Raw genomic sequence first — 20,224 nt, forward strand, 5'->3', positions numbered from 1 at the left:
ATCTCGGCGGTGCCCGGCACACGGGAAACATTCCCCCCGACGAACCCGACGGAAAAGGAGAACCGATATGACCCGTCCCCAAATCGTCTCCCGCGCAGAATGGCTCGAAGCCCGCAAGGCGCACCTGAAACGTGAAAAAGACCACATGCGTGCGTGGGACCGTCTGTGTGAAGAACGCCGTGCCTTGCCCTGGGTCAAGGTCGACAAGGAGTATGAATTCGACACGCCCACCGGCAAAAAGTCGCTCGGCGATCTGTTTGACAGTCGCAGTCAAATGATCGTCTATCACTTCATGTTCGGTCCCGGCTGGAAAGAAGGCTGTGACGGCTGTTCCTTCCTTGCCGATCATTTTGACGGAGCCAATCTGCATCTGCGCCACCATGACGTGACCCTGATGGTTGTATCACGTGCGCCATTGGCGGAATTCCTGCCATTCAAGAAACGGATGAACTGGCATTTCCCGTGGGTGTCCTCGCATGGCAGCGATTTCAATTATGATTTTGATGCCTCCTTCCGCCCCGATGATGTCGCGGCGGGCAAGACGACCTACAATTTCGCGCCCTATAGCGGCAAGATGGAAGACTTGCACGGCATCAGCGTATTTTACCGCGATCCCGACACCAACGAGATTTTCCACACCTATTCATCTTATAGCCGTGGGGGCGATCCGCTGATCGGGGCGCATGCCTTCCTTGACCTCACGCCCTTTGGCCGCAACGAAAACGGCACGATGAGTTGGGTAAAACTGCACGACTTGTACGAGGACAGCACAAATTCGAAGTCCTGCTGTCACTAACTCGGGCGAATATCTGGCATCCGCTCCCCTGATCACATGCAGATAGCGATGCAAAAGTTCACAGGCCGCTGGCTTCGTATCGAACAGGCCCGCAATCATGCATTGCGGGCCTGTGTTGTTTCGGTCAGTTATCCGATGGTTTCTAGCGGATCACAAGCCCGCCATCGACGCCGATCACCTGTCCGGTGATCCAGTCATTTGCCGGGTCCAGCAGATGGACCACGGATCGGGCGATATCGTCGGGCACACCGCGCCGCCCAAGCGGGATCATCTCGGTTTCCTGCTGTTTCACGGCGGCCTCTTGCTCGGGGGACAGCAACATGCGTTCGCGCAGGAACGCGGTTTCAACCGGGCCCGGTGCGATTGCATTGACGCGAATGTTTCGCGGGGCCAGCTCAAGCGCCCAGCAGCGCGTCAAATGTTCGATGGCGGCTTTGCTGGCCCCGTAAAGGCCAAGATGTGCGCCTGCCTTGCTGCCAAACGTGCTCGACAGATTGACAATCGTGCCCTGGCTGTCTGCCAGATGTGGCAGGGCCGCCGAAGCCAGCAGCGTCGGTGCCCCGACATTGATTTTGAAAAGGTCTGAGATCGCGGCTTCGGTGGCGGCCTCAAGCGGCTGTATCACGCCGCCACCGGCATTGTTGACCAGCCCGTCGATCCGTCCCCAGCGCGACATTGCCTCGCCGACGGTACGTTCCGCCGCATCGGGGTCGGTCGCATCGACCACAAGTGCCGCAATACCGCTTGTATCCTGTTCGGCCGCGCGCAATGGCCCTTCCCGGCGACCGGTAATCAGGACCTTTGCCCCGTTCTCGGCCAGCAAGCGCGCGCTGGCCAATCCGATCCCGGCCCCGGCCCCGGTCACAATGAAAACCTTGTCTGCAAATCTGTTCATGACAGTTCCTTTTTTGCAAAATTGAAACTGTCGGAGTCTTGCGCGCTGACACTAGTGTCAGGGTCAAGCGTGATTTCAGACGGGTATCGTCATGCTGCTTTTTCGGGCCGGTTTTCTGCCTGCTTGGCCGGTGGAACGGCACTCAGGTTTGCGTATTTTGTCTCGCCGAAATTGGCGATGACATGCCGCAGGCGATCGCGCCGTTCATTCAAAACAGCAATCAGGTCATCAAGTTCCGACATCTTTTCAAGATGCTGTTCATATCCCGCCGTACAGGTGTGCTGACTGAAATCGGCCTGTTCGACATAACAGGGCAGGAAGCGGGCGATCTCGCGCGTTCCGAACCCGCAGCTCAGGAAAAGCTGGATATATTCGACCCGCGACACGCTATCGGCATGAAACACCCGATAGCCGTTTTGCGCGCGCCGTGACGCCAAAAGGCCCTGTTTGTCATAGTGGCGCAGCGACCTGACGCTGACACCTGTGGCCTTTGAAAGTTCTCCGATCTGCATCACGTTAATACCTGTTCCGATGACATTTCATTTGTCATGAAATTGGCACAAAACGCGGCGCAGGCAAGGCATAACGTTATGCAAGCCGCCTGCGTGCGCCTGCAACCGACAGCGTGAATGCCCAGAAGCCGCTTATCGTCTGGCATTGACCAGTTTGTTATTTGCCGCTTTGCGAATGCGTTTTTGCTGATACATCTTTTCATCGGCCAGACTGAGAAGTGCCGTTACCTCCCGGCTGTCATGCGGGAACACGGCAATCCCGATGCTGGCCCCGACCTCGACACTCAGCGATCCAAATTCCATCGGTCGCTGGACAGAGCCCGCGACCTTCTGTGATATCCAGTCGGCTTCGTCCCGGCCATTGACATCATCGACAATGATTGCAAATTCGTCTCCGCCAAGTCGCGCAACCGTATCGCCCTGACGGACCGTGGCTTTGATCCGCTCGCCAACCTTGCGCAGGACCTGATCGCCGATTTCATGCCCATAGCGGTCATTGATCGGTTTGAAACCATCAAGGTCGATATAAAGCAGCGCAACTGAATAGCCATCATTTTCCGCGTGACCACAGGCGACTTCCAGCCGGTCCTCAAACAGCAACCGGTTGGGAAGCCCGGTCAGGGCATCGTGATTGGCCTGACGCCAGAGTTCCTGGGCATTTTCCATATGCCGCGAGATATCCAGACCCATCTCGACAAAGTTGACCTCCGAGTTGCCCGGATCGGTGATCGCGCTGATGACGGTATTGGCATAGAAGAAATCACCGCCTTTGCGGCGATTGCACACTTCACCTTCCCAGGTTCCATTGGCGCGCGCCGCCATCAGGATATCTTCAAGAATATCGGCTTCTTCCTGTTCGGCACGCAGGAACGATAACGGCTTTCCAATCGCCTCGTTGGGCAGATACCCCGTCATGGCCGTAAAGCCGGGATTCACTTTCTGGATAAGGCCATTCTCATCGGTGACAACAACACTGTTTTTTGACGCGCGGAGAACCTGCTCGGACAGGCGGGCATCGAAACTGGCAACGATCTGGCGTTGGCGGGTCCAGGCATAGGCACCGCTGCCGATCGCGATCAAGACAAAGAAGGCCGCAGATACCGAAATCAGCAAGCCACGGTCCGGGCGCAGCATCGCTTCGTAGATGTCACTGGGCAGGCGCATGCCGACAAACAGGTTAAGGTCGTTAACCTTGCTGTCCGGTTCGCCAATGATCACAGACAAGGTCCGCGTTGCATTCTGTGCCAGCAGCAGCGACGAAACATCAAGGCGCCGTACCGAATAGAACCCGTCATCGGTGGTAAAGCTTTCATGTCCCTGGCGCATGTTCTCCCACGCCGTGGGGAACCGGTCGCCCAGTCCGACGGCTGCGCCATTCAGCTCCTGCGCCCAGTTTTCGCCGGCCTCTCCGCCCTCGATCCAGTGGCCGTGATGATTAAGCACAAAGCCCTGCGCACCATCACCGGACAATTCTGCGGTCATCTCATCAAGGATCGGACCGGCCCGCAGGTTCAGGACAACAACCCCCTGACGCTGCCCGTACCTGTCAAAAACAGGTGCAGATAACCGCACAACCGGTTTGATCGGCCTTTCTATTTCGCCAAACTCTTCGTTCAGTTCAATCCGCGAGACATAAATCGTCCCGCGCGGCGCATTGTTGGCAAACTGAAAATACGGGCGGCTTGACTTGTCCTGAAGATCACGGCCCGGCACGGCATAGGGAATACCGCCGCCATAATTGACGCGGATGATTTCCATGCCGTCATTATCCAGAAAGCGGACCTGGTCATAAACACCGCGCCTCTGGGAGAAAACAGCATATTCCTCGGCCAGTTCCTCTTCGGGGACCCGCCCTTCGATTACGGCTTCAAGCTGGCGACTTTCCGAAAGGATCAAAAGATCGGAAACCACCACCTCAAGACGTTCACGCAGGATGGAAATCGACTGTTCCAGTGCGAAACGCTGGTCGCTGGCAATCGTTCTTTCGCGTTCCGTGCTTACATCCCAGGCCAGGAAGCTGACAATTGCCAGAAATATCGCGCTAAGCGGTGCAAAGCAGACCAGAAACGACTTGATATGCCCGAACTTGATCATCGTTAGTCAAACCTCTCACAGGGGTGATGCGCCTTTCTGGCCTCGCACCTCACCTCTTAACCCGGTGTTATCGGCCTGCAATACAGCCCGTCGAAAACGTAAGATGGAATCCCCGCGACCCCGTCTTAATTCGGATGACGCCTCGCGCATCGTAAACCCACGCCGCCATCATGTTTGGAATCAATCTAATATGTGCATTGTCACGCGACTTTACGAGCCCGTTTTTATGCCAATTGGCATGATACAAACATTTCAAGCAAAAGGGTATTTTACCGTTCTTCGTGACATTGTTTCGGGCGGCAGGCGTCACGGTCGGGCGCACATGCAATCAAATCGTATGAGGATTAATCTGGCGGCCGGATTTGGTCCGGGCACAAAAAATCCCGCAAGGTGGATTACCCTGCGGGATTATTAAATAGAATTGAATAATCGACTTGATTATTCAGGAAGTTTGAATACCGGCAGGACCGATCCTTCATACTTGGTTTCGATGAATTTGCGGACCGCGTCATCGTGGTAAGCTTCAACCAGCGTCTTGACCCACGGCTCGTCCTTGCGCGATGTCTGGGTGACAATCACGTTGGCATACGGGCTGTCATTGCCTTCGATTGCAATCGAATCCTTGATCGGGTTCAGACCAGCTTCGAGCGCGTAGTTGGTGTTGATCGCCGACGCATCCAGATCATCAAGCGAGCGCGGCAGCTGGGCGGCGTCAAGCTCGATAAAGCTGATATTCTTGGGGTTTTCAATGATATCAAGCGGGCTGACCACGAGGCCAACCGCCGGATCAACCTTGATCAGGCCATGGGACTGCAGCACGAGCAACGCACGACCGCCATTGGTCGGATCGTTCGGAATGCCGACTTCGGCACCTTCAGGCAGTTCATCGAGGCTTTTGATCTTGTTGGAATAAATGCCCATCGGGGTCAGGATGTTATACCCAACGACCGACAGCTCATACCCGCGATCCTTGATCTGGTTATCAAGATACGGAACGTGCTGGAAGCTGTTGGCATCGAGATCACCATCATCAAGCGCCTGGTTCGGGATAACATAGTCCGAGAAGCTGACCAGTTCGATGTCCAAGCCCTTGGTGGCTGCGACCTTGACGACTTCTTCCATGACTTCTTCATGCGCACCCGGGGTGACACCGATCTTGATCGCGTCATTGGCCAGTGCCTGACCGGTGAGTGCCGATGCCAGAACGGCAGCCGCCGTCAGCTTAAGGAAAAACCGCATTGTAAAACTCCTTGTTTTCTTTTGGGTTTGTGCGGGAATTTGATGAATGTGAGCAATCCTCACATTCGAATTTCGTTTGGCGAGATGCTCAGATGTTGCGTTTGTCGGCCTTGCGCGCCAGATAGTCGCCAAAGCTTTGTACCGCCTGCACCACGACAATCAGGGTGATGACAACCGCCGCCATGACATCCGGGCGAAAACGCTGATAGCCATAGCGAATGCCAAGATCGCCAAGCCCACCGGCCCCCACCGCACCGACCATCGCGGAATAGCCAATCAGGGTCACCGCGGTCAGGGTCAGACCGTGAATGATGCCCGGTAATGCTTCGGGCAACAGCACCTTGGTCACGACCTGCACCGGGCGCGCGCCCATGGCCTGGGCGGCTTCGATCAAGCCACCATCAACTTCGCGCATCGCACCTTCGATGATGCGTGCAATGAACGGAATGGCGGCGACCGTCAGTGGCACGATGGCCGCAGACGTGCCAATTGAGGTCCCGACAACGAAGCGGGTAAAGGGAATGATGGCAACCGCCAGAATAATGAACGGCACCGAGCGGGTTGCATTGACCAGCGGGCCAAAAACGCGCTGGAACCAAAGCGCTTCAAACAGCTCGCCCCGGCCAGAGGTCGCGAGCAATACACCAAGCGGCAGGCCAAACAGCGTCGCAATCGACAGCGATACCGCGACCATGTAAATGGTTTCCCAGGTCGCCTGAAGCAGAATGGGTGCAAGGGTTGAAAACATGACTTAGCCCTCCTGCCCGGCTGTAACCGTCGTTGCGGCACCGGTATTGTTTGCGGGGTTGTTCGCGTCGGACCCGGCGCGGAAATCCATGAACTCGTCAGCGAGAAGCGACTGTGTCGTGGCGTGCCTGGGATCGGCAAAGATGCCATCCACCGCCCCCTCTTCGACGATCACGCCGCCATCCATGACAGCCACACGGTCACAGAGTGCTTTCACCACCGCCATTTCATGGGTGATGACGACCATGGTCAGACCAAGGCGTTTGTTGATGTCTTTCAGCAGGGTCAGGATCTGGCGGGTGGTTTCCGGATCAAGGGCGGAGGTCACCTCGTCACACAGCAGAACCTTGGGGTTGGAAGACAGCGCGCGCGCAATGCCGACACGCTGTTTCTGACCGCCCGACAGTTCGGCCGGATAGCGATCACGCTTTTCTTCCAGGCCCACAAGCGGCAATAGCGGGTCAACCGCCTTGGCGATATCGGCCTTGGTGGCGCCAGCCAGTTCAAGCGGCAGCGCGATGTTATCAAACACCGTGCGCGAGGAGAGAAGATTGAAATGCTGGAACACCATACCGAGCTGACGACGAAACAGCGGCAAGTCGCGCTTCGACAGCGTGGTGACATTGGTGCCATCCACCGTGACGGTCCCGGATGTCGGGGTTTCGAGCAGGTTGATGCAGCGAATCAGGGTTGATTTGCCTGCACCGGAGCGGCCAATGACACCAACAATTTCGCCAGCAGCAATATCAAGATTGATGCCACGAAGCGCGATATGTTCGTCGCTGCCACGCCGGGCTGCATATGTTTTCTGGACGTTCGAGAGCCGGATCATGGGTCTCAACCTTTCCGTAGATACAAAAAAACCGCCGCGGCGTTACCGAGGCGGTCGTACATACGGAGCATATATACGCCCTCTCGCTTTAGCCGCATTTTTAACGCGCCCGCAAGCTGAGGAGCAAATCGGCGCGATCAATGAACCCTGTGTATCTGACCGGACGTCATTCTTCAATGGGGAACAACATGCATTTTACGCATGGCATGTATGATTCCCCATTAAATTACAGAAGTTTATATGTTCAACTTCAGTTCGAACGCGGGGTGAACAGCAACTTGATGAAGCTGCGCAACAACATGACCTGATCGGCCAGTTTACGCGGTTCATTGAGTGCCTTTGACATCACAATCCCGCCTTCCAGCACGGTCGAAATCATGTCTGCAACCTGTTCAAGGTCGACCGGCTCGGTCGTTTGATACTGGCCAGCAATATCATCAAGGGTTGCGCGGAAACGAATGCGCCATGCCAGAACCGCATCACGGTTCAAATCCCGGACTTCCTTGTCAAACAGGCGTTCCTGATAGCAATAAACCGCGACAATGCAGCCCGGATGACCATTGGGCAGGTCTTCGAGTACCTCGGCCAGCATTTTCAGGGCCGCAAGCAACTGTTGAAGCGGATCGTCCACCAGTTCACGTGCCCGATCAAATACCTGATCGAGGATTTCATCATCCTGTTCGATATAGCGTTGCAAAAGCGCACGCGCGAGCTCGTTCTTGTCGCGAAAATGATAGAAGAACCCGCTTTTGGTCAGGCCCGCCTCGCAAATGATTTCCTCGATCGAGGTTGCGCCAAAGCCCTTTTCCAGAATCGATTTCGAAGCAATTTCAAGAATGCGTTCGCGTGTCCGTTCGCCCTTGCGTTTGGGGCCGCCAAACGTGTCGGTGATCGTCAGTTTTTTCGTTTCGTTCATCACTTACCCTACCGCCGGTACGGTTTTTCGTCGCCAAAGGCCTGCATGGCCGCGCCAAAAAGCACCGGATCCCTTGTAAATATTTGTTTTGAATGCGTTTTCGGAAATCTGAAAAAACCGACCGCATGCCTACTAGAAGCAAAACCCAATCAGAGCGAGATTTCCGGCCCGCGTTTAAATACCCAAGCGGTAGAAAATTTGAAACCAAAAACTGAAATTCGGACACATGAGCACACGCAATCCGCACCTTCCGCCACATGGACGAGCAAAATTCATCACCGATGGCGGTCTTGAGACCACCCTGATTTTTCATGACGGGATCGACCTTCCGCATTTTGCATCTTTCGACCTTCTGAAAACGCCAGAGGGATGCGCGCGCATCACTGCCTATTACGAACGTTACCTTGCACTGGCCAAGGAAGCGCAGTCTGGCTTTATCCTTGAAAGCCCGACCTGGCGCGCCAACCGCGACTGGGGAAACAGGATCGGTTATGACGCCGCAGAACTGGCCGCGATGAACGGCAAGGCCATTGAACTGATGGCAGAGCTGCGTGACCGTTATCATTCGGATGCAACGCCATGCCTGATCAGTGGCAATATCGGGCCGCGCGGTGACGGGTATGTGCCGTCAGAACGGATGACGATCAATCAGGCACGCGCCTATCACGCGGTGCAAATCGTGGGTTTTGCCAAGGCCGGTGTGGATATGATTTCGGTCGTGACCATCAACTACCCCAACGAGGCCATCGGCATTGCGCTGGCGTGTCGGGATGTCGATGTCCCCTGCGTTATTTCGTTCACCGTTGAAACAGATGGCAACCTGCCAAGCGGCGAGACAATCCGTGAAGCCATTGCGATGGTCGATGAACACACAGGCGATTACCCGGCCTATTACATGATCAACTGCGCACACCCGGATCATTTCCGTGACCGGCTGCAAGAGAATGGCGACTGGAAAAACCGGATCTGCGGCGTCCGCGCCAACGCATCGCGCCAAAGCCACGCGGAACTGGATGCCAGCACGCATCTTGATGATGGCGACCCGGAAGAACTTGGTCAGCTTTATCGCGATCTTGCCGATCTTTTGCCGAACCTGGCGGTGATTGGCGGTTGCTGCGGGACGGATCATCGTCACGTCGGTGCCATGGCAAAACACGTGCTGACGCCAGATCGCGCACCACACTGAACCGATACACCAGAAAAAAACAGACACGACAGAAAACCCAAAGGGACACGAGCAATGAATTCAAACCCGAAGCTGGCAGCGCAGTCGCCACAACCAAGACCGCCAATCGAACTGCGGGCTGCCACGCCAGACGATGCCGATGTCATGGCCAAACTGATCAATCTCGCCGGGGAAGGACTACCGGTTTATCTGTGGCAGGATATGATCGAGGGCAATGAAACCGCCTGGGATGTTGGCCGTCGCCGTGCGCAACGCGAAGAAGGCGGATTTTCATACCGCAACACATGCCTTGCCATTGGCGACGACCAGATCATGGGGGCCATCACGGCCTATGGTCAGCCAGATGCGTTTGAGCCGGTTGATCCTGCGGAAATACCGGCGATGTTCGTACCGATCCTTGAGCTTGAAAGCCTTGCACCGGGTAGCTGGTACATCAACGTGCTGGCAGTGTTTCCGCCGTTTCGCGATCGCGGGGTCGGATCATTTCTGGTCCGGGCGGCTGAAAGTGACGCGCGCAAGGCTGGCAAGCATTCGGTCAGCATCATTGCATCGGATGGCAATCCCGGCGCGGTGCGACTTTATGAACGGTTGGGATATACCGCCTGTGCATCGCGCAGGATGGTCAAGGAAGATTGGGATAATCCGGGTGAAAACTGGATCTTGTTGATCAAGGAACTTTAAAAACCAAAAGGCCGATTCCACTTAGCTTTCGGCCTTTTTTTCCCACGCGCCTTGCGGGGTTTGCTGCCAGTAGGACAGTTTGTGTCCCGCGTCTTTCCAGTCTTTCCAGCGGGTGCGGGCTTCTGCCACCGCATCGCGGTCGCGATCATCAAACAGCATGATGACGCGTTCATAATCGCCGACCTTGTCGCTCATGGCGCGGTCGGTCAGAAACAGGAACTGGGCATTGTTGGGATTTTCATCCTCGGCCGTCAGCCAGACCGGCTGCATTTCGGCATCGCCGTCGGATTTGGAACCATGGGGCAACCAGCTTGCCGGGTCGTAGGTCCAAAGCAGGGTGTTGATGGCTTCAACGCGTTCTTCGACACCGGTCATCACCACGGCACGCTTTTCGCGCTCCAGCGTTTTGGAGAGCAGCGTGGGCAAGGCCCGTTCCAGCGGCATGCTGGTGAGATGGTAAAACCAGATATCAGCCATAAGGCGGTTTTATCCCGAACATGAAAATGGGGCAAGGTGATCAACACCCTGCCCCACTTATTTCACCACCGTCATTCCGGGCGAAGCGAAGCGCAGACCCGGAATCTGGTTCCCGTGTAGCGCCAAAGTGGATTCCCGTACCCGCCTACGCGGGCACAGGCTCTGCGCGGGAATGACGCCAATCGGGAACGTGATTAGTTTTCGTAGTTATCAGCCACAAAGCGATCAAGCAGACGCACGCCAAAGCCGGTCGCGCCCTTCGGGGTCACTTCCTTGTCTGACGTTGACCAGGCCATGGCGGCGATATCAAGATGCGCCCACGGGCGATCCTTGGTGATAAAGCGCTTGAGGAACTGGGCAGCGGTGATCGAGCCCGCCGCACGACCGCCGACATTTTTCATATCGGCAATGTCGGATTTAAGCTGCTTGTCATAGCCAGATCCCAGCGGCAGACGCCAGACGGTTTCATCAACCGAAAGACCCGCTGTGCTGATCTGGGTCGCCAATTCATCATTGTTGGCGAACAGACCGGCATTTTCATGGCCAAGCGCAATGATGACAGCCCCGGTCAGGGTCGCAAGGTCAACGATCAGACGCGGATCGTGTTTTTCCTGCACATAGGTCAGCGCATCACACAGAACCAGACGGCCTTCTGCGTCGGTATTGATGACTTCGATCGTCTGACCGGACATGGAGGTGACAACATCGCCCGGACGCTGTGCGGTCGATGACGGCATGTTTTCAACCAGACCAATCACGCCGATCACATTGCATTTCGCCTTACGACCAGCCAACGCCTTCATCAGGCCGGAAACCACACCGGCCCCGCCCATGTCGAACTTCATGTCTTCCATGCCGGCAGCCGGTTTAAGCGAGATACCACCGGTGTCAAAGGTCACACCCTTGCCGACAAAGGCGACCGGGGCGTCCTTTTTCTTGCCGCCGTTCCAGCGCATGACGACCATGGCCGGTTTCTGGGCCGATCCCATGGCAACACCCAGAAGTGCTCCCATGCCGAGCTTTTTCATTTCCTTTTCGTCAAGGACGTCAATCTCGACCCCGAGTTTTTCGAGCGCCTTGACTTCCTTGGTGAAGCTTTCGGGATAAAGAACGTTGGCCGGCTCAGACACCAGATCGCGGGTGAAGAACACGCCTTCGACGACCTTTTTGGCAGAATCAAACTGCTTCTTGGCGTCCTTGTGATCGCGGGCTGAAATATTCAGCGCCTTGAGGACCGGCTTGTCTTCCTTGGTCTCGGTGGTGCGGTATTTGTCGAAACGATAATCGCGCAGCATCGCACCGGTCGCGAAATCAGACGCCAGACCTTCCATATCAAAGAGAACGGAAAGCTCCTTCTCGCCGGTCGAGATGGCGCGGGTGGTGACAGAGCCCCCCAATTTCTGGGCGGCAATCACGTCAAATTCGGCTTCCTTGCCGATCCCGAAAATGATCACGCGCGACAGATCGACATTGGCCGGTGCAAGGACCTGCAGGCTTTGGCCCGACTTGCCCTTGAAGGTCGACGCCTTGATCGCCTTGGTGATCGCACCCCCGGTTGCCTCATCAAGCGCAACGGCACTGGGCATCAGATCGGCACCTTCGGTCGCAAAGGCGATAACGGCACCGGTTTTCGGGATGGCGAGATCGGAAAACGTGATCTTCATGGTGAACAGGACTCCTGTCATGTTTCGGGGCGCAGCCCTTGATCAAGCAACTGCAAAGAAATTGATGTCCCTAATCTAGCGCGTTAAACGCGGTTGAAAAGGTTTATCGTTGAATTTCCTGCGCGATTTCACGCAAAGGCAACACCAACCCGGCAAAACCGGACGCCAACGAATTGCGCAACGTCAAGGCAAGATCCGCCAAGGTCGCTACTATGACGCATTCCAACATTCTGGAGGTATGTCATGGCTGGCAGAACCGCACCGATTTCGATTACCGAACCACAACGCGCCACACATCCGTTCTGGACGGGGGCTTTTCGCCCGCTTTTCCTGCTGGCCGGGCTTCTGGCCATCGTGGCTGTCGTTTGGTGGGTTGCGGGCTTTGTGCATGGCATTGCAACACCCAGTCTGGGAACAGGTTCGTGGTGGCACGCCCACGAATTGATTTTCGGATTTGGCGGGGCGGCCATCGGGGGGTTCTTGCTGACCGCGATTGCCAACTGGACAAGTCGCCCACCGATTTCCGGTGTCATGTTAATGGCGTTAACCACAAGCTGGCTGATCGGGCGACTGGCCATTGGATTTGGCGAATATTTGGACCCGGCTTTGACGATTGTCGGGGCGCTGGCTTATTTCATCTTCCTGCTTGCCCTTGGTGTGCGCGAACTGGTAGCTGCGCGAAATTACCGCAACATGCGGGTTCTGGCCGTCATTTCCATGATCGCGCTGTTTGATGGATTGTTTGTCGCCGCCTGCCTTGATGTCATCGCCCTTGATCCGGCCATGCTGTATCAAACGGCGATTCTCGCGATTATATTGCTGATCGGCTTGATCGGCGGGCGGGTCATCCCGGCCTTTACACGCAACTGGATGCAGCGCGAACAGATCAATGCCCCGATGCCCAGCATGTTTGGCCGATTTGACATGGTGTGTCTGGCCAGCATTGCGCTTGGCATCGTTGCCGTGATCCTTGATCCCGCAGGCGTGATTGCCGGTTCTGTATTGCTGTTTGCCGGGGTTTTGCACGCCATCCGTTTGGTGCGATGGCGCGGGGTGCACAGCTGGCGCGAACCCATCGTGATCATGCTGCATCTTGGTTATTTCTGGGTGCCCGCCGGGCTTGTCCTGCTGGGCGTTGCGATCCTGTGGCCTGATGTCATGAGCAGCCGTGATGCCCTGCATGCGCTTACCGGCGGGGCGATGGCCTGCATGGTTCTGGCCATTGCCGGACGGGCCGCACTTGGCCATACAGGGCGGGAATTGCGCGCAGGATGGGCCTTGAACAGTGCGTTTGGGCTTATCTGGGTTTCGACCGTATTGCGGGTTATGGTCGGTTTCGCCGGATCGGGCTATGTGACCATTCTGGCGATTGCGACCTTGATGTGGATTGGCGGGTGGCTGGCGTTCTTGATGGGTTATGCACCGGTGTTGCTGGGACCAAGCCAAAAGAAAACGCGCGGCATACCGGTGCGGTAAAGAAGGCGACCTAGCCGAAATCAAACAGCGAAAGCGACGGGTTGGACTTGATGTATTCCACCTCGTCGTTTTCGACATCGCCCGTGGAATGCCAGCCGTGGCTTTCATAAAAACCATGCGCGCGGTTTTCCGCGTTGGCCCCGGTGGTCAGCGAGATGTCATTACATCCCTTGGCAAACAGCCAGTCTTCGGCGGTGCGCAGCAATGCCGCCCCCACCCCGCGGCCTTCAAATTCCGGATCGACAAACAGCGCCCAAAGCGTTGCTTCGCTCGGGATGGCAATGGCGAAGCCGGCGGCAGAGCCATCAAGATCGGCAAGCCAGATGCCGTATCCCTGTTCCAGCCATTTACCAAAGGCGGCCTTGGTGATGCCACGTTCGGCCAGCTCAGATGCGGAAAGGTGGTTTTCACGCACGCGGCTTCGGATGGCAAAAATTGCCCCGACATCGCCCAAACGGGCTTTGCGAATTTTCATCCCGGCCACTGCGTGTGCTTTCTTTCCAACCGCGTCAAACTGTGCGGCAATTTAGCGATATGACGCCACAGTGCCAGTAAAAACGATCACCACGCATACTTATTGGCCGAGATAATCCGCATCGGTCACGGGTTCCAGCCAATCGACCGGGGAGCCATTGAGCTTTTCCTGAATGGCGATATGGGTCATGGCGGTTTCGGGACCGGCCCCGTGCCAGTGTTTTTCGCCCGGTTCAAACCAGACGATATCGCCGGGACGGATTTCCTCGATCGGGCCGCCTTCGCGCTGCGCACGGCCAAATCCGGCGGTCACGATGATGGTCTGGCCCAGCGGATGGGTATGCCATGTGGTGCGTGCGCCGGGCTCAAACGTCACATTGGCGGCAGCCACACGGGCGGGATCAGTCGCACTGATGATCGGTTCGATGCGAACCTGCCCGGTGAAATATTCCGGGGATCCGACCGTTGAGGCCTGTGATCCGGCGCGTTTGATATCCATGTCGTTCTCCCTGCGGAATTATGGCCGTGAGTTTACGGCTGAAGTCTTGTTGGTTGTGATTACTTCGTACCGGCCATCAAGCGGACCGGTTGGCGTTTCGGGCCCCATGTGCCGGGGTGTGCCCGAAAGACACCGGCGCAATGTGTACCACAGCTTTTGCATGCCCCATGGGCATCAAGGTTCCAGTCAGACAGCTGATACCAGTCACGGCCAATCAGGACCTCACCACAGCCGTGGCAAAAGGTGCTGCTGTGGGTTTTGTCATGAACATTGCCGACATAGGCATAGCGAATGCCGTTTTCCATGGCGATTTTGCGCGCCCGCACCAGCGTTTCAGGCGGGGTGCGTGGGGTGTCCATCATTTTCCAATCGGGATGAAAGGCCGAAAAATGCATTGGCACATCGGGGCCGAGTTCATCATGGACCCATGACGTCATTTCGTGGAATTCCGCGTCACCATCATTTTCGCCGGGAATGACAAGGTTGGTCAGTTCCATCCAGACCCCGGTTTCGTGGCGCAGATATTTAAGCGTTTCCAGCACGTCACCCAGATGGGCCGAGCATAGTTGGTGATAAAAGCGATCCGTGAACCCCTTCAGATCGACATTGGCGGCATCCATGTGGCGAAAGAATTCCTCGCGCGCCTTATCGCCGATATAGCCCGCCGTGACCGCGACGGTGCGCAGCCCCATTTCACGGCAGGCAATGGCGACATCGACGGCATATTCCAGAAAGATCACCGGATCATTATAGGTGAATGCCACCGCCGAGCAGCCATGCGCCTTGGCGGTTTTGGCGATCATTTCCGGGGTGGCGAGCGAGGAAAGCTTGTCCATCTCGCGCGCTTTGGAGATTTCGTAATTCTGGCAGAACTTGCAGGTCAGATTACAGCCCGCCGTACCGAACGACAGGATCGGCGTGCCGGGCAGGAAATGATTGAGCGGCTTTTTCTCGATCGGATCAATGCAAAAACCCGAAGACCGGCCCCACGTCGTCAGCACCATCTGATCACCCTGACGTGCGCGCACAAAACACAAGCCCCGCTGCCCGTCCTTTAGCTTGCAAAAGCGCGGGCAGACATCGCACTGAATACGACCATCATCGAGATGGTGCCAGTAGCGTCCGGGGACGGTGTCGGTCAGGGATGCGCGATCAGTCATCGGCGTTTTCCAAATGCAAAGCTTCCTCTTTGAAAATCTAGTCCTGATCGCTATCTTTTTAAAGAGAGGGTCACAACGGACTTATTTGATGGAATGGTCAATCAGATTTGCTCGAATACGCGAAGTAAGATTGCAGGAAGATCAATATCTTTCAAAACCTTACGACAAAGTAGGTCTTGCTAATCTGATTGATCCTACGGACAGGCTCTGTCTTGGCCAAATCCAGCGTCAATCCCCTCAGTCGGGATACCAGCCCGAACTTCGGAGATTTCCTAGTATTTCACCAAGACAGAGCCTGCCATTCCGATCAAATAAATCCGTTGCGACCCTTATCATGCGATTGGAGCGCCAATGACCATTATCCGCCCACCTGCCGTTGCCGGAACGTTTTATCCGAATGATGCCGATATCTTGCGCAGCGAGATCGACGGGTTGATGGATGCGGCCCTGCATTCGGATGCCGTGTCGGGAGATGCGTCTCCCAAGGCGATCATTGTGCCGCACGCGGGATTGATGTTTTCGGGTGCGATTGCCGCCCTTGGCTTTGCCACGGTTCGGGCGCTGAAGGACACCATCAAACGCATTGTGATCATTGGCCCGGCGCATCGCATGGCGTTTCAGGGGATTGCGCTGGCCCGCGCCGATCAGTTTGCCACGCCACTTGGTACTATGCGCTGTGACCTTCCCGCCCTGCAAAAGGCGTTGGCGTTGCCGCATGTTCAGATGCTGGACGACGCACACACACGTGAGCACGGGCTTGAGATCGAATTACCGTTTATCCAGCGCCTGTTTGGCGAGGATGCTGATATCGGCATTGTGCCGCTTCTGGTCAGCCGGTGCAGCCCGCGTCAGGTGCATGAGGTGATCGAGAAGCTTTGGGGCGGGCCGGAAACCCTGATCGTGATTTCATCGGATCTGTCGCATTTCCATGATTATGATACCGCCAAGCGGATGGATAATCGCACCCGCGCCATGATCGAGAATTTCGATGCCGAGAATATTGATACAAACGATGCCTGCGGCGCGTTGCCGGTGGCCGGGATGCTGATCGCCGCACGCAATCGCGGCATGAAGATCAAGACCCTTGGCATGCGCAATTCCGGCGATGTGACGGGCGATAAATCGCGCGTCGTCGGCTATGGCGCCTGGGCGGTTTATGACGGAAAGGCATCGGGTATGGGCGGTGACGGCGAAGACGACTTCACCAAGACGACCGAGACCCTGATCAGAACGCATGGCCCTGCGATGCTGGATCTGTGTCGGCAATCGATCCTGCACGGGATGGAGACCGGGGCACCGCTGCAGGTCGCGGCCAATGAAGTTGGTCCGGCACTTGCGGCACCGGGGGCATGTTTTGTGACGCTCAAGAAAGCCGGGCAATTGCGGGGTTGTATCGGTTCGATCATTTCGCATGCACCACTTGCCACCGATCTGTGCGAGAATGCATTCAAGGCAGCCTTTCGCGATCCGCGCTTTGCCGGGTTATCGCGGGCGGAGATTGGCGATGATCTGGAACTTTCGATATCGGTCCTGTCGCCACCGCAGCCGTTTGGCTTTGCCGATGAAGCCGATTTTATTTCCAAACTGACCCCGTTTGAGGACGGGATTATTCTTTCGGACGGCAACCGGCGGGGTTTGTTCCTGCCGCAAGTTTGGGATCAGTTGCCCGATCCGAAAGACTTTTTGGCACATCTTAAGCGCAAGGCGGGCCTTGCGATGGATCACTGGTCACCCAATATGCGCGCAGAGCGGTTTATCACCCGCGGGATTTCATCAAGGGATATCCGCCCCAGCGGTTTCTGGGACCAGCAGGATTAAAGGTTATGGCAAGCAGCACCCCCGACACCGGGCAAGATGATACGCGCTACGCCGATTTCATCCGCGAGGTTGCGGAATGGGAAGGTGTCTGGGCGCTTTACCATAATGGCTGGTTGCTGCGCACGACGGAAACCGGCCAGAAATACTGCCCGATCTTTGCCATGCGCGACGAGGCCGAAAGCTTTGAGGCCAGCATTCAAAGCACGCATGTGCCCACCGCGATCACGCTGGTTGAGCTGATGGAGAGCCTGATGGTGCAATGGCGGGCAGAAGACATCATGGCGGGCATCTGCCCGACCCCGGCCCAACCGGCCATCGTCGTCAGCCTTGATCAGGTAAGCAATGATCTGATGGCAGCCCTCAAGGATGTCATGGCGGAACGTTTCGGCACCCAAAGCTGAAAACCCGACAATCTGACAATCTGACAATCTGACAAAGCGACACTGGACCTTGTGGGCAAAATTCCCTATTCCCGTGGGATAGTTCAATCTCCCTGACAAACGAGAGTGCCATGACCGTTGCCCTGCCCGCCGATGCCGATGCCCTTGAAAACGGACTGATTGAAATCGCCCGCAAGGCGGGGGCCGCGATGATGGAAATCTATCAAACCGATTTCGACGTGCGTTCCAAGGATGATGCCAGCCCGGTGACCGAGGCCGATGACGCGGCAGAGGCCGTGATCCTGCCAGGCCTTCGCGCACTCACCCCCGATGTTAAAATCGTGTCCGAGGAAAGTGCTGCCAAGGGCGATGTGCCCGACGTGAATGGCGATACCGATTTCTTCTGGTTGGTTGATCCGCTTGACGGCACCAAGGAATTCATCAAACGCAATGGCGAGTTCACGGTCAATGTGGCCCTGATCGCCAAGGGACAACCGGTTCTGGGCGTGGTTTATGCCCCGGCCATCGACAAGCTTTATTATGGCGGCCCCGATGGTGCCAAGCTGATCGAGGGCGATGTTATGGAACCCACAACCACCGCCATTTCGGTCCGCGAAATGCCCGAAGACGGTGTTGTCGTGGTCGGATCGCGATCACACGGCGATCCGGAGGCGATGAAAGCCTTTCTGGGGGACCTTGCGGTCAAGGAACTGCGCCCGGCGGGAAGCTCGCTCAAGCTTTGCCTGGTCGCAGCGGGTGAAGCAGACCTTTATCCCCGCCTTGGCCCGACCATGGAATGGGATATCGGCGCCGGTCATGCCGTTCTGCTTGCTGCCGGTGGTGTGGTTGAAAATATGGACGGATCAGGATTCGTTTATGGCAAGACCGATTTCCGCAACCCGTTCTTCATCGCGCGCACCCCGTCTGTGCCGGTCAAATACGAGAACTGATTCTTCGCAAAGCGGGATCAAAAGCAAATTTCAAAGCCGCATCAGCAGCTTGCCGATCCCGCATTGCAACAGTGATCAAATCGGCATTTTTCGGGAAATCTTGAAACTGCTCCACCCCGCAGATTTGTTGACTTTCAGCAGGTTTTGCGCTATCAATTCCTTATCGCCACACAGAGTGTAGGTGACGTAAATAGCCGCCGGAATCACGGCGACGCGGTCCAGTTTCACCACCGCGGGGCGAAACCGGGCTAGAGCGTAAATTGGAGCCGCCATTTTCATGGCGGCTCTGCGCTGTTTGGGGCATATTTTTCACCAGATCATTGTTGGTTTTTCACCTTTGATTGCGGGCTTTGCGCGTGATCGTCCTTGTCATGGCACAGCATCATAGTTAGGTATTTGACTAGCTTGTGTTTTCAGAGATTGTTGCATGTCGCCAGCCCTTACCATTCGTCCCTATTCCGAAGGTGCCCTTAGTCAGGCGGCAGCGAAGCTGCGCGCGGGCGAGCTGGTGGCCTTTCCGACCGAGACGGTTTATGGGCTGGGCGCGGATGCAACCAATGCCGATGCGGTGGCGGGGATTTATGCCGCCAAAAAACGCCCAAGCTTCAATCCGCTGATCAGCCATTTTCCCGATCGTGATTCTGCGGCCAAGCACGCCGCGTTTGATGCGCGCGCCGACAAGCTGGCCGAGGCGTTTTGGCCCGGTGCGCTGACGCTGGTTCTGCCGCGCAAAGCCGATAGCGATGTTTGCGATCTGGTAACCGCGGGCCTGCCCAGCATTGCCGTACGCGTTCCGGCCCATCCGATGGCGCGTGAGCTGTTGCGTGCGGTTGGTCGCCCGGTTGCCGCCCCGTCCGCCAACCGGTCTGGCAAGATCAGCCCGACCACGGCGGGCCATGTGGCGGGGTCGCTTGGCGATGCGATAGGCATGATCCTGGATGGCGGACCGTGTGGTGTCGGGCTTGAAAGCACGGTGATTGACCTGACCACCGATCGGGTGGTGATGCTGCGCCCCGGTGGTGTGACCGCCGATCAGGTTTCGGAATTGCTGGGTACGGATGTTGTCATGGCGGAAAGCGATGATACCGCCCCCAAAAGCCCCGGCATGCTGACCAGCCATTATGCGCCGGGTCTGCCGGTGCGGCTTGAGGCCACCACCGCTGATCCGGCCAAACATGGTCATGAGGTCCTGCTTGGTTTTGGCGATTGTAATACCAAGGGATTTGATGCGGTCTTGTGGCTGTCAAAAACCGGTGATGATATCGAGGCCGCCGCCAATCTTTTTGCCAAGCTGCATGAAGCCGATCAAAGCCACTTCGCCGGCATCGCGATTGCACCAATCCCGGATCACGGCCTGGGCATTGCGATCAATGACCGCCTGAAACGGGCTAGCGCCCCGCGCGCGCCCCATGACGGCAAGTAAGGGAA

Annotated in this window: 20 protein-coding genes, 1 pseudogene and 1 riboswitch; of the genes and pseudogenes, 8 read left to right on the forward strand and 13 right to left on the reverse strand. The window is 56.5% G+C overall.

The features are described from left to right. Positions 1-67: 67 nt before the first annotated feature. Positions 68-796, forward strand: a complete 729-nt coding sequence (locus B2R48_RS18655) for a DUF899 domain-containing protein (protein ID WP_297003389.1) — start codon at positions 68-70, stop codon at positions 794-796. A gap of 142 nt (positions 797-938) precedes the next feature. On the opposite strand, the gene B2R48_RS18660 is transcribed toward B2R48_RS18655, so the two are convergent. The 7 genes and pseudogenes from B2R48_RS18660 to B2R48_RS18690 form a co-directional block, all read right to left on the reverse strand. Continuing rightward, complete coding sequence (locus B2R48_RS18660; RefSeq protein ID WP_062953784.1) at positions 939-1,691, reverse strand: SDR family NAD(P)-dependent oxidoreductase; 753 nt, start codon at positions 1,689-1,691, stop codon at positions 939-941. Positions 1,692-1,780: 89 nt separating this feature from the next. Continuing rightward, positions 1,781-2,203: a MerR family transcriptional regulator gene (locus B2R48_RS18665; protein WP_297003392.1), complete on the reverse strand. Its 423-nt coding sequence runs from the start codon at positions 2,201-2,203 to the stop codon at positions 1,781-1,783. Between the two features lie 132 nt (positions 2,204-2,335). After that, positions 2,336-4,297 carry a diguanylate cyclase domain-containing protein gene (locus tag B2R48_RS18670; protein WP_297003394.1) on the reverse strand — a complete coding sequence of 654 codons (1,962 nt, stop codon included), beginning with the start codon at positions 4,295-4,297 and terminating at the stop codon, positions 2,336-2,338. Between the two features lie 438 nt (positions 4,298-4,735). Further along, complete coding sequence (locus B2R48_RS18675) at positions 4,736-5,536, reverse strand: MetQ/NlpA family ABC transporter substrate-binding protein (RefSeq protein ID WP_297003396.1); 801 nt, start codon at positions 5,534-5,536, stop codon at positions 4,736-4,738. An 88-nt stretch (positions 5,537-5,624) separates the two neighbouring features. After that, the gene (locus B2R48_RS18680; protein ID WP_062953779.1) at positions 5,625-6,284 is read right to left on the reverse strand and encodes a methionine ABC transporter permease; all 660 of its coding nucleotides are present in this window, start codon (positions 6,282-6,284) and stop codon (positions 5,625-5,627) included. 102 nt (positions 6,285-6,386) lie between these two features. Further along, positions 6,387-7,115: pseudogene (locus B2R48_RS18685) on the reverse strand (methionine ABC transporter ATP-binding protein); the annotation flags it as partial. A gap of 67 nt (positions 7,116-7,182) precedes the next feature. Then, positions 7,183-7,260, reverse strand: a riboswitch (SAM riboswitch). A gap of 105 nt (positions 7,261-7,365) precedes the next feature. After that, positions 7,366-8,031, reverse strand: coding sequence for a TetR/AcrR family transcriptional regulator (locus B2R48_RS18690; protein ID WP_213472429.1), 666 nt, complete (start codon positions 8,029-8,031; stop codon positions 7,366-7,368). A 226-nt stretch (positions 8,032-8,257) separates the two neighbouring features. Between B2R48_RS18690 and B2R48_RS18695 the strand changes: the two genes are divergently transcribed. Beyond that, positions 8,258-9,217: a homocysteine S-methyltransferase family protein gene (locus tag B2R48_RS18695; RefSeq protein ID WP_297003399.1), complete on the forward strand. Its 960-nt coding sequence runs from the start codon at positions 8,258-8,260 to the stop codon at positions 9,215-9,217. A 54-nt stretch (positions 9,218-9,271) separates the two neighbouring features. Beyond that, positions 9,272-9,898: a GNAT family N-acetyltransferase gene (locus B2R48_RS18700; RefSeq protein WP_297003401.1), complete on the forward strand. Its 627-nt coding sequence runs from the start codon at positions 9,272-9,274 to the stop codon at positions 9,896-9,898. A gap of 21 nt (positions 9,899-9,919) precedes the next feature. Here the strand turns inward: B2R48_RS18700 and B2R48_RS18705 are convergent, their stop codons facing one another. Beyond that, positions 9,920-10,375, reverse strand: a complete 456-nt coding sequence (locus tag B2R48_RS18705) for a DNA polymerase III subunit chi (RefSeq protein WP_062953774.1) — start codon at positions 10,373-10,375, stop codon at positions 9,920-9,922. Positions 10,376-10,569: 194 nt separating this feature from the next. Further along, entirely contained in the window at positions 10,570-12,039 is a 1,470-nt protein-coding gene (locus B2R48_RS18710) for a leucyl aminopeptidase (RefSeq protein WP_062953790.1), read from the reverse strand. Between the two features lie 243 nt (positions 12,040-12,282). Here B2R48_RS18710 and B2R48_RS18715 point away from each other — a divergent pair, with 243 nt between their 5' ends. Beyond that, positions 12,283-13,515 carry an NnrS family protein gene (locus tag B2R48_RS18715; protein ID WP_297003406.1) on the forward strand — a complete coding sequence of 411 codons (1,233 nt, stop codon included), beginning with the start codon at positions 12,283-12,285 and terminating at the stop codon, positions 13,513-13,515. A 10-nt stretch (positions 13,516-13,525) separates the two neighbouring features. Here B2R48_RS18715 and B2R48_RS18720 read toward each other — a convergent pair whose 3' ends face one another. The 3 genes from B2R48_RS18720 to amrS all read right to left on the reverse strand — a co-directional run bounded on the left by B2R48_RS18720 (position 13,526) and on the right by amrS (position 15,648). Then, on the reverse strand, positions 13,526-13,990 hold the full coding sequence (locus B2R48_RS18720) for a GNAT family N-acetyltransferase (protein WP_062953772.1): 465 nt from the start codon (positions 13,988-13,990) through the stop codon (positions 13,526-13,528). A 99-nt stretch (positions 13,991-14,089) separates the two neighbouring features. Further along, complete coding sequence (locus B2R48_RS18725; RefSeq protein ID WP_062953771.1) at positions 14,090-14,488, reverse strand: (R)-mandelonitrile lyase; 399 nt, start codon at positions 14,486-14,488, stop codon at positions 14,090-14,092. Positions 14,489-14,547: 59 nt separating this feature from the next. Next, positions 14,548-15,648: an AmmeMemoRadiSam system radical SAM enzyme gene (gene amrS / locus B2R48_RS18730; RefSeq protein WP_297003409.1), complete on the reverse strand. Its 1,101-nt coding sequence runs from the start codon at positions 15,646-15,648 to the stop codon at positions 14,548-14,550. 351 nt (positions 15,649-15,999) lie between these two features. Here amrS and amrB point away from each other — a divergent pair, with 351 nt between their 5' ends. The 3 genes from amrB (at position 16,000) to cysQ (ending at position 18,796) form a co-directional block, all read left to right on the forward strand. After that, complete coding sequence (gene amrB / locus B2R48_RS18735) at positions 16,000-17,466, forward strand: AmmeMemoRadiSam system protein B (protein ID WP_297003412.1); 1,467 nt, start codon at positions 16,000-16,002, stop codon at positions 17,464-17,466. A 5-nt stretch (positions 17,467-17,471) separates the two neighbouring features. Then, entirely contained in the window at positions 17,472-17,867 is a 396-nt protein-coding gene (locus B2R48_RS18740; protein WP_297003414.1) for a DUF2750 domain-containing protein, read from the forward strand. Between the two features lie 110 nt (positions 17,868-17,977). Further along, complete coding sequence (gene cysQ, locus B2R48_RS18745; protein WP_297003416.1) at positions 17,978-18,796, forward strand: 3'(2'),5'-bisphosphate nucleotidase CysQ; 819 nt, start codon at positions 17,978-17,980, stop codon at positions 18,794-18,796. A gap of 75 nt (positions 18,797-18,871) precedes the next feature. On the opposite strand, the gene B2R48_RS18750 is transcribed toward cysQ, so the two are convergent. Further along, on the reverse strand, positions 18,872-19,075 hold the full coding sequence (locus B2R48_RS18750) for a hypothetical protein (RefSeq protein ID WP_297003418.1): 204 nt from the start codon (positions 19,073-19,075) through the stop codon (positions 18,872-18,874). 148 nt (positions 19,076-19,223) lie between these two features. Between B2R48_RS18750 and B2R48_RS18755 the strand changes: the two genes are divergently transcribed. Continuing rightward, entirely contained in the window at positions 19,224-20,219 is a 996-nt protein-coding gene (locus tag B2R48_RS18755; protein ID WP_297003420.1) for an L-threonylcarbamoyladenylate synthase, read from the forward strand. The last annotated feature ends 5 nt before the right edge of the window (positions 20,220-20,224 follow it).

This window comes from Thalassospira sp. UBA848, from assembly GCF_002295455.1.
GTDB lineage: Bacteria > Pseudomonadota > Alphaproteobacteria > Rhodospirillales > Thalassospiraceae > Thalassospira.

Excerpts from the sequence above, each read along its gene's own strand:
- B2R48_RS18715 (WP_297003406.1), top strand. The coding sequence starts at position 12,283 with ATGGCTGGCAGAACCGCACCGATTTCGATTACCGAACCACAACGCGCC.
- B2R48_RS18705 (WP_062953774.1), bottom strand. The coding sequence starts at position 10,375 with ATGGCTGATATCTGGTTTTACCATCTCACCAGCATGCCGCTGGAACGG.
- B2R48_RS18695 (WP_297003399.1), top strand. The coding sequence starts at position 8,258 with ATGAGCACACGCAATCCGCACCTTCCGCCACATGGACGAGCAAAATTC.
- B2R48_RS18675 (WP_297003396.1), bottom strand. The coding sequence starts at position 5,536 with ATGCGGTTTTTCCTTAAGCTGACGGCGGCTGCCGTTCTGGCATCGGCA.
- B2R48_RS18740 (WP_297003414.1), top strand. The coding sequence starts at position 17,472 with ATGGCAAGCAGCACCCCCGACACCGGGCAAGATGATACGCGCTACGCC.
- B2R48_RS18690 (WP_213472429.1), bottom strand. The coding sequence starts at position 8,031 with ATGAACGAAACGAAAAAACTGACGATCACCGACACGTTTGGCGGCCCC.
- B2R48_RS18665 (WP_297003392.1), bottom strand. The coding sequence starts at position 2,203 with ATGCAGATCGGAGAACTTTCAAAGGCCACAGGTGTCAGCGTCAGGTCG.
- B2R48_RS18710 (WP_062953790.1), bottom strand. The coding sequence starts at position 12,039 with ATGAAGATCACGTTTTCCGATCTCGCCATCCCGAAAACCGGTGCCGTT.
- cysQ (WP_297003416.1), top strand. The coding sequence starts at position 17,978 with ATGACCGTTGCCCTGCCCGCCGATGCCGATGCCCTTGAAAACGGACTG.
- B2R48_RS18725 (WP_062953771.1), bottom strand. The coding sequence starts at position 14,488 with ATGGATATCAAACGCGCCGGATCACAGGCCTCAACGGTCGGATCCCCG.
- amrS (WP_297003409.1), bottom strand. The coding sequence starts at position 15,648 with ATGACTGATCGCGCATCCCTGACCGACACCGTCCCCGGACGCTACTGG.
- B2R48_RS18670 (WP_297003394.1), bottom strand. The coding sequence starts at position 4,297 with ATGATCAAGTTCGGGCATATCAAGTCGTTTCTGGTCTGCTTTGCACCG.
- amrB (WP_297003412.1), top strand. The coding sequence starts at position 16,000 with ATGACCATTATCCGCCCACCTGCCGTTGCCGGAACGTTTTATCCGAAT.
- B2R48_RS18720 (WP_062953772.1), bottom strand. The coding sequence starts at position 13,990 with ATGAAAATTCGCAAAGCCCGTTTGGGCGATGTCGGGGCAATTTTTGCC.
- B2R48_RS18655 (WP_297003389.1), top strand. The coding sequence starts at position 68 with ATGACCCGTCCCCAAATCGTCTCCCGCGCAGAATGGCTCGAAGCCCGC.
- B2R48_RS18680 (WP_062953779.1), bottom strand. The coding sequence starts at position 6,284 with ATGTTTTCAACCCTTGCACCCATTCTGCTTCAGGCGACCTGGGAAACC.
- B2R48_RS18750 (WP_297003418.1), bottom strand. The coding sequence starts at position 19,075 with ATGAAAATGGCGGCTCCAATTTACGCTCTAGCCCGGTTTCGCCCCGCG.
- B2R48_RS18700 (WP_297003401.1), top strand. The coding sequence starts at position 9,272 with ATGAATTCAAACCCGAAGCTGGCAGCGCAGTCGCCACAACCAAGACCG.
- B2R48_RS18660 (WP_062953784.1), bottom strand. The coding sequence starts at position 1,691 with ATGAACAGATTTGCAGACAAGGTTTTCATTGTGACCGGGGCCGGGGCC.
- B2R48_RS18755 (WP_297003420.1), top strand. The coding sequence starts at position 19,224 with ATGTCGCCAGCCCTTACCATTCGTCCCTATTCCGAAGGTGCCCTTAGT.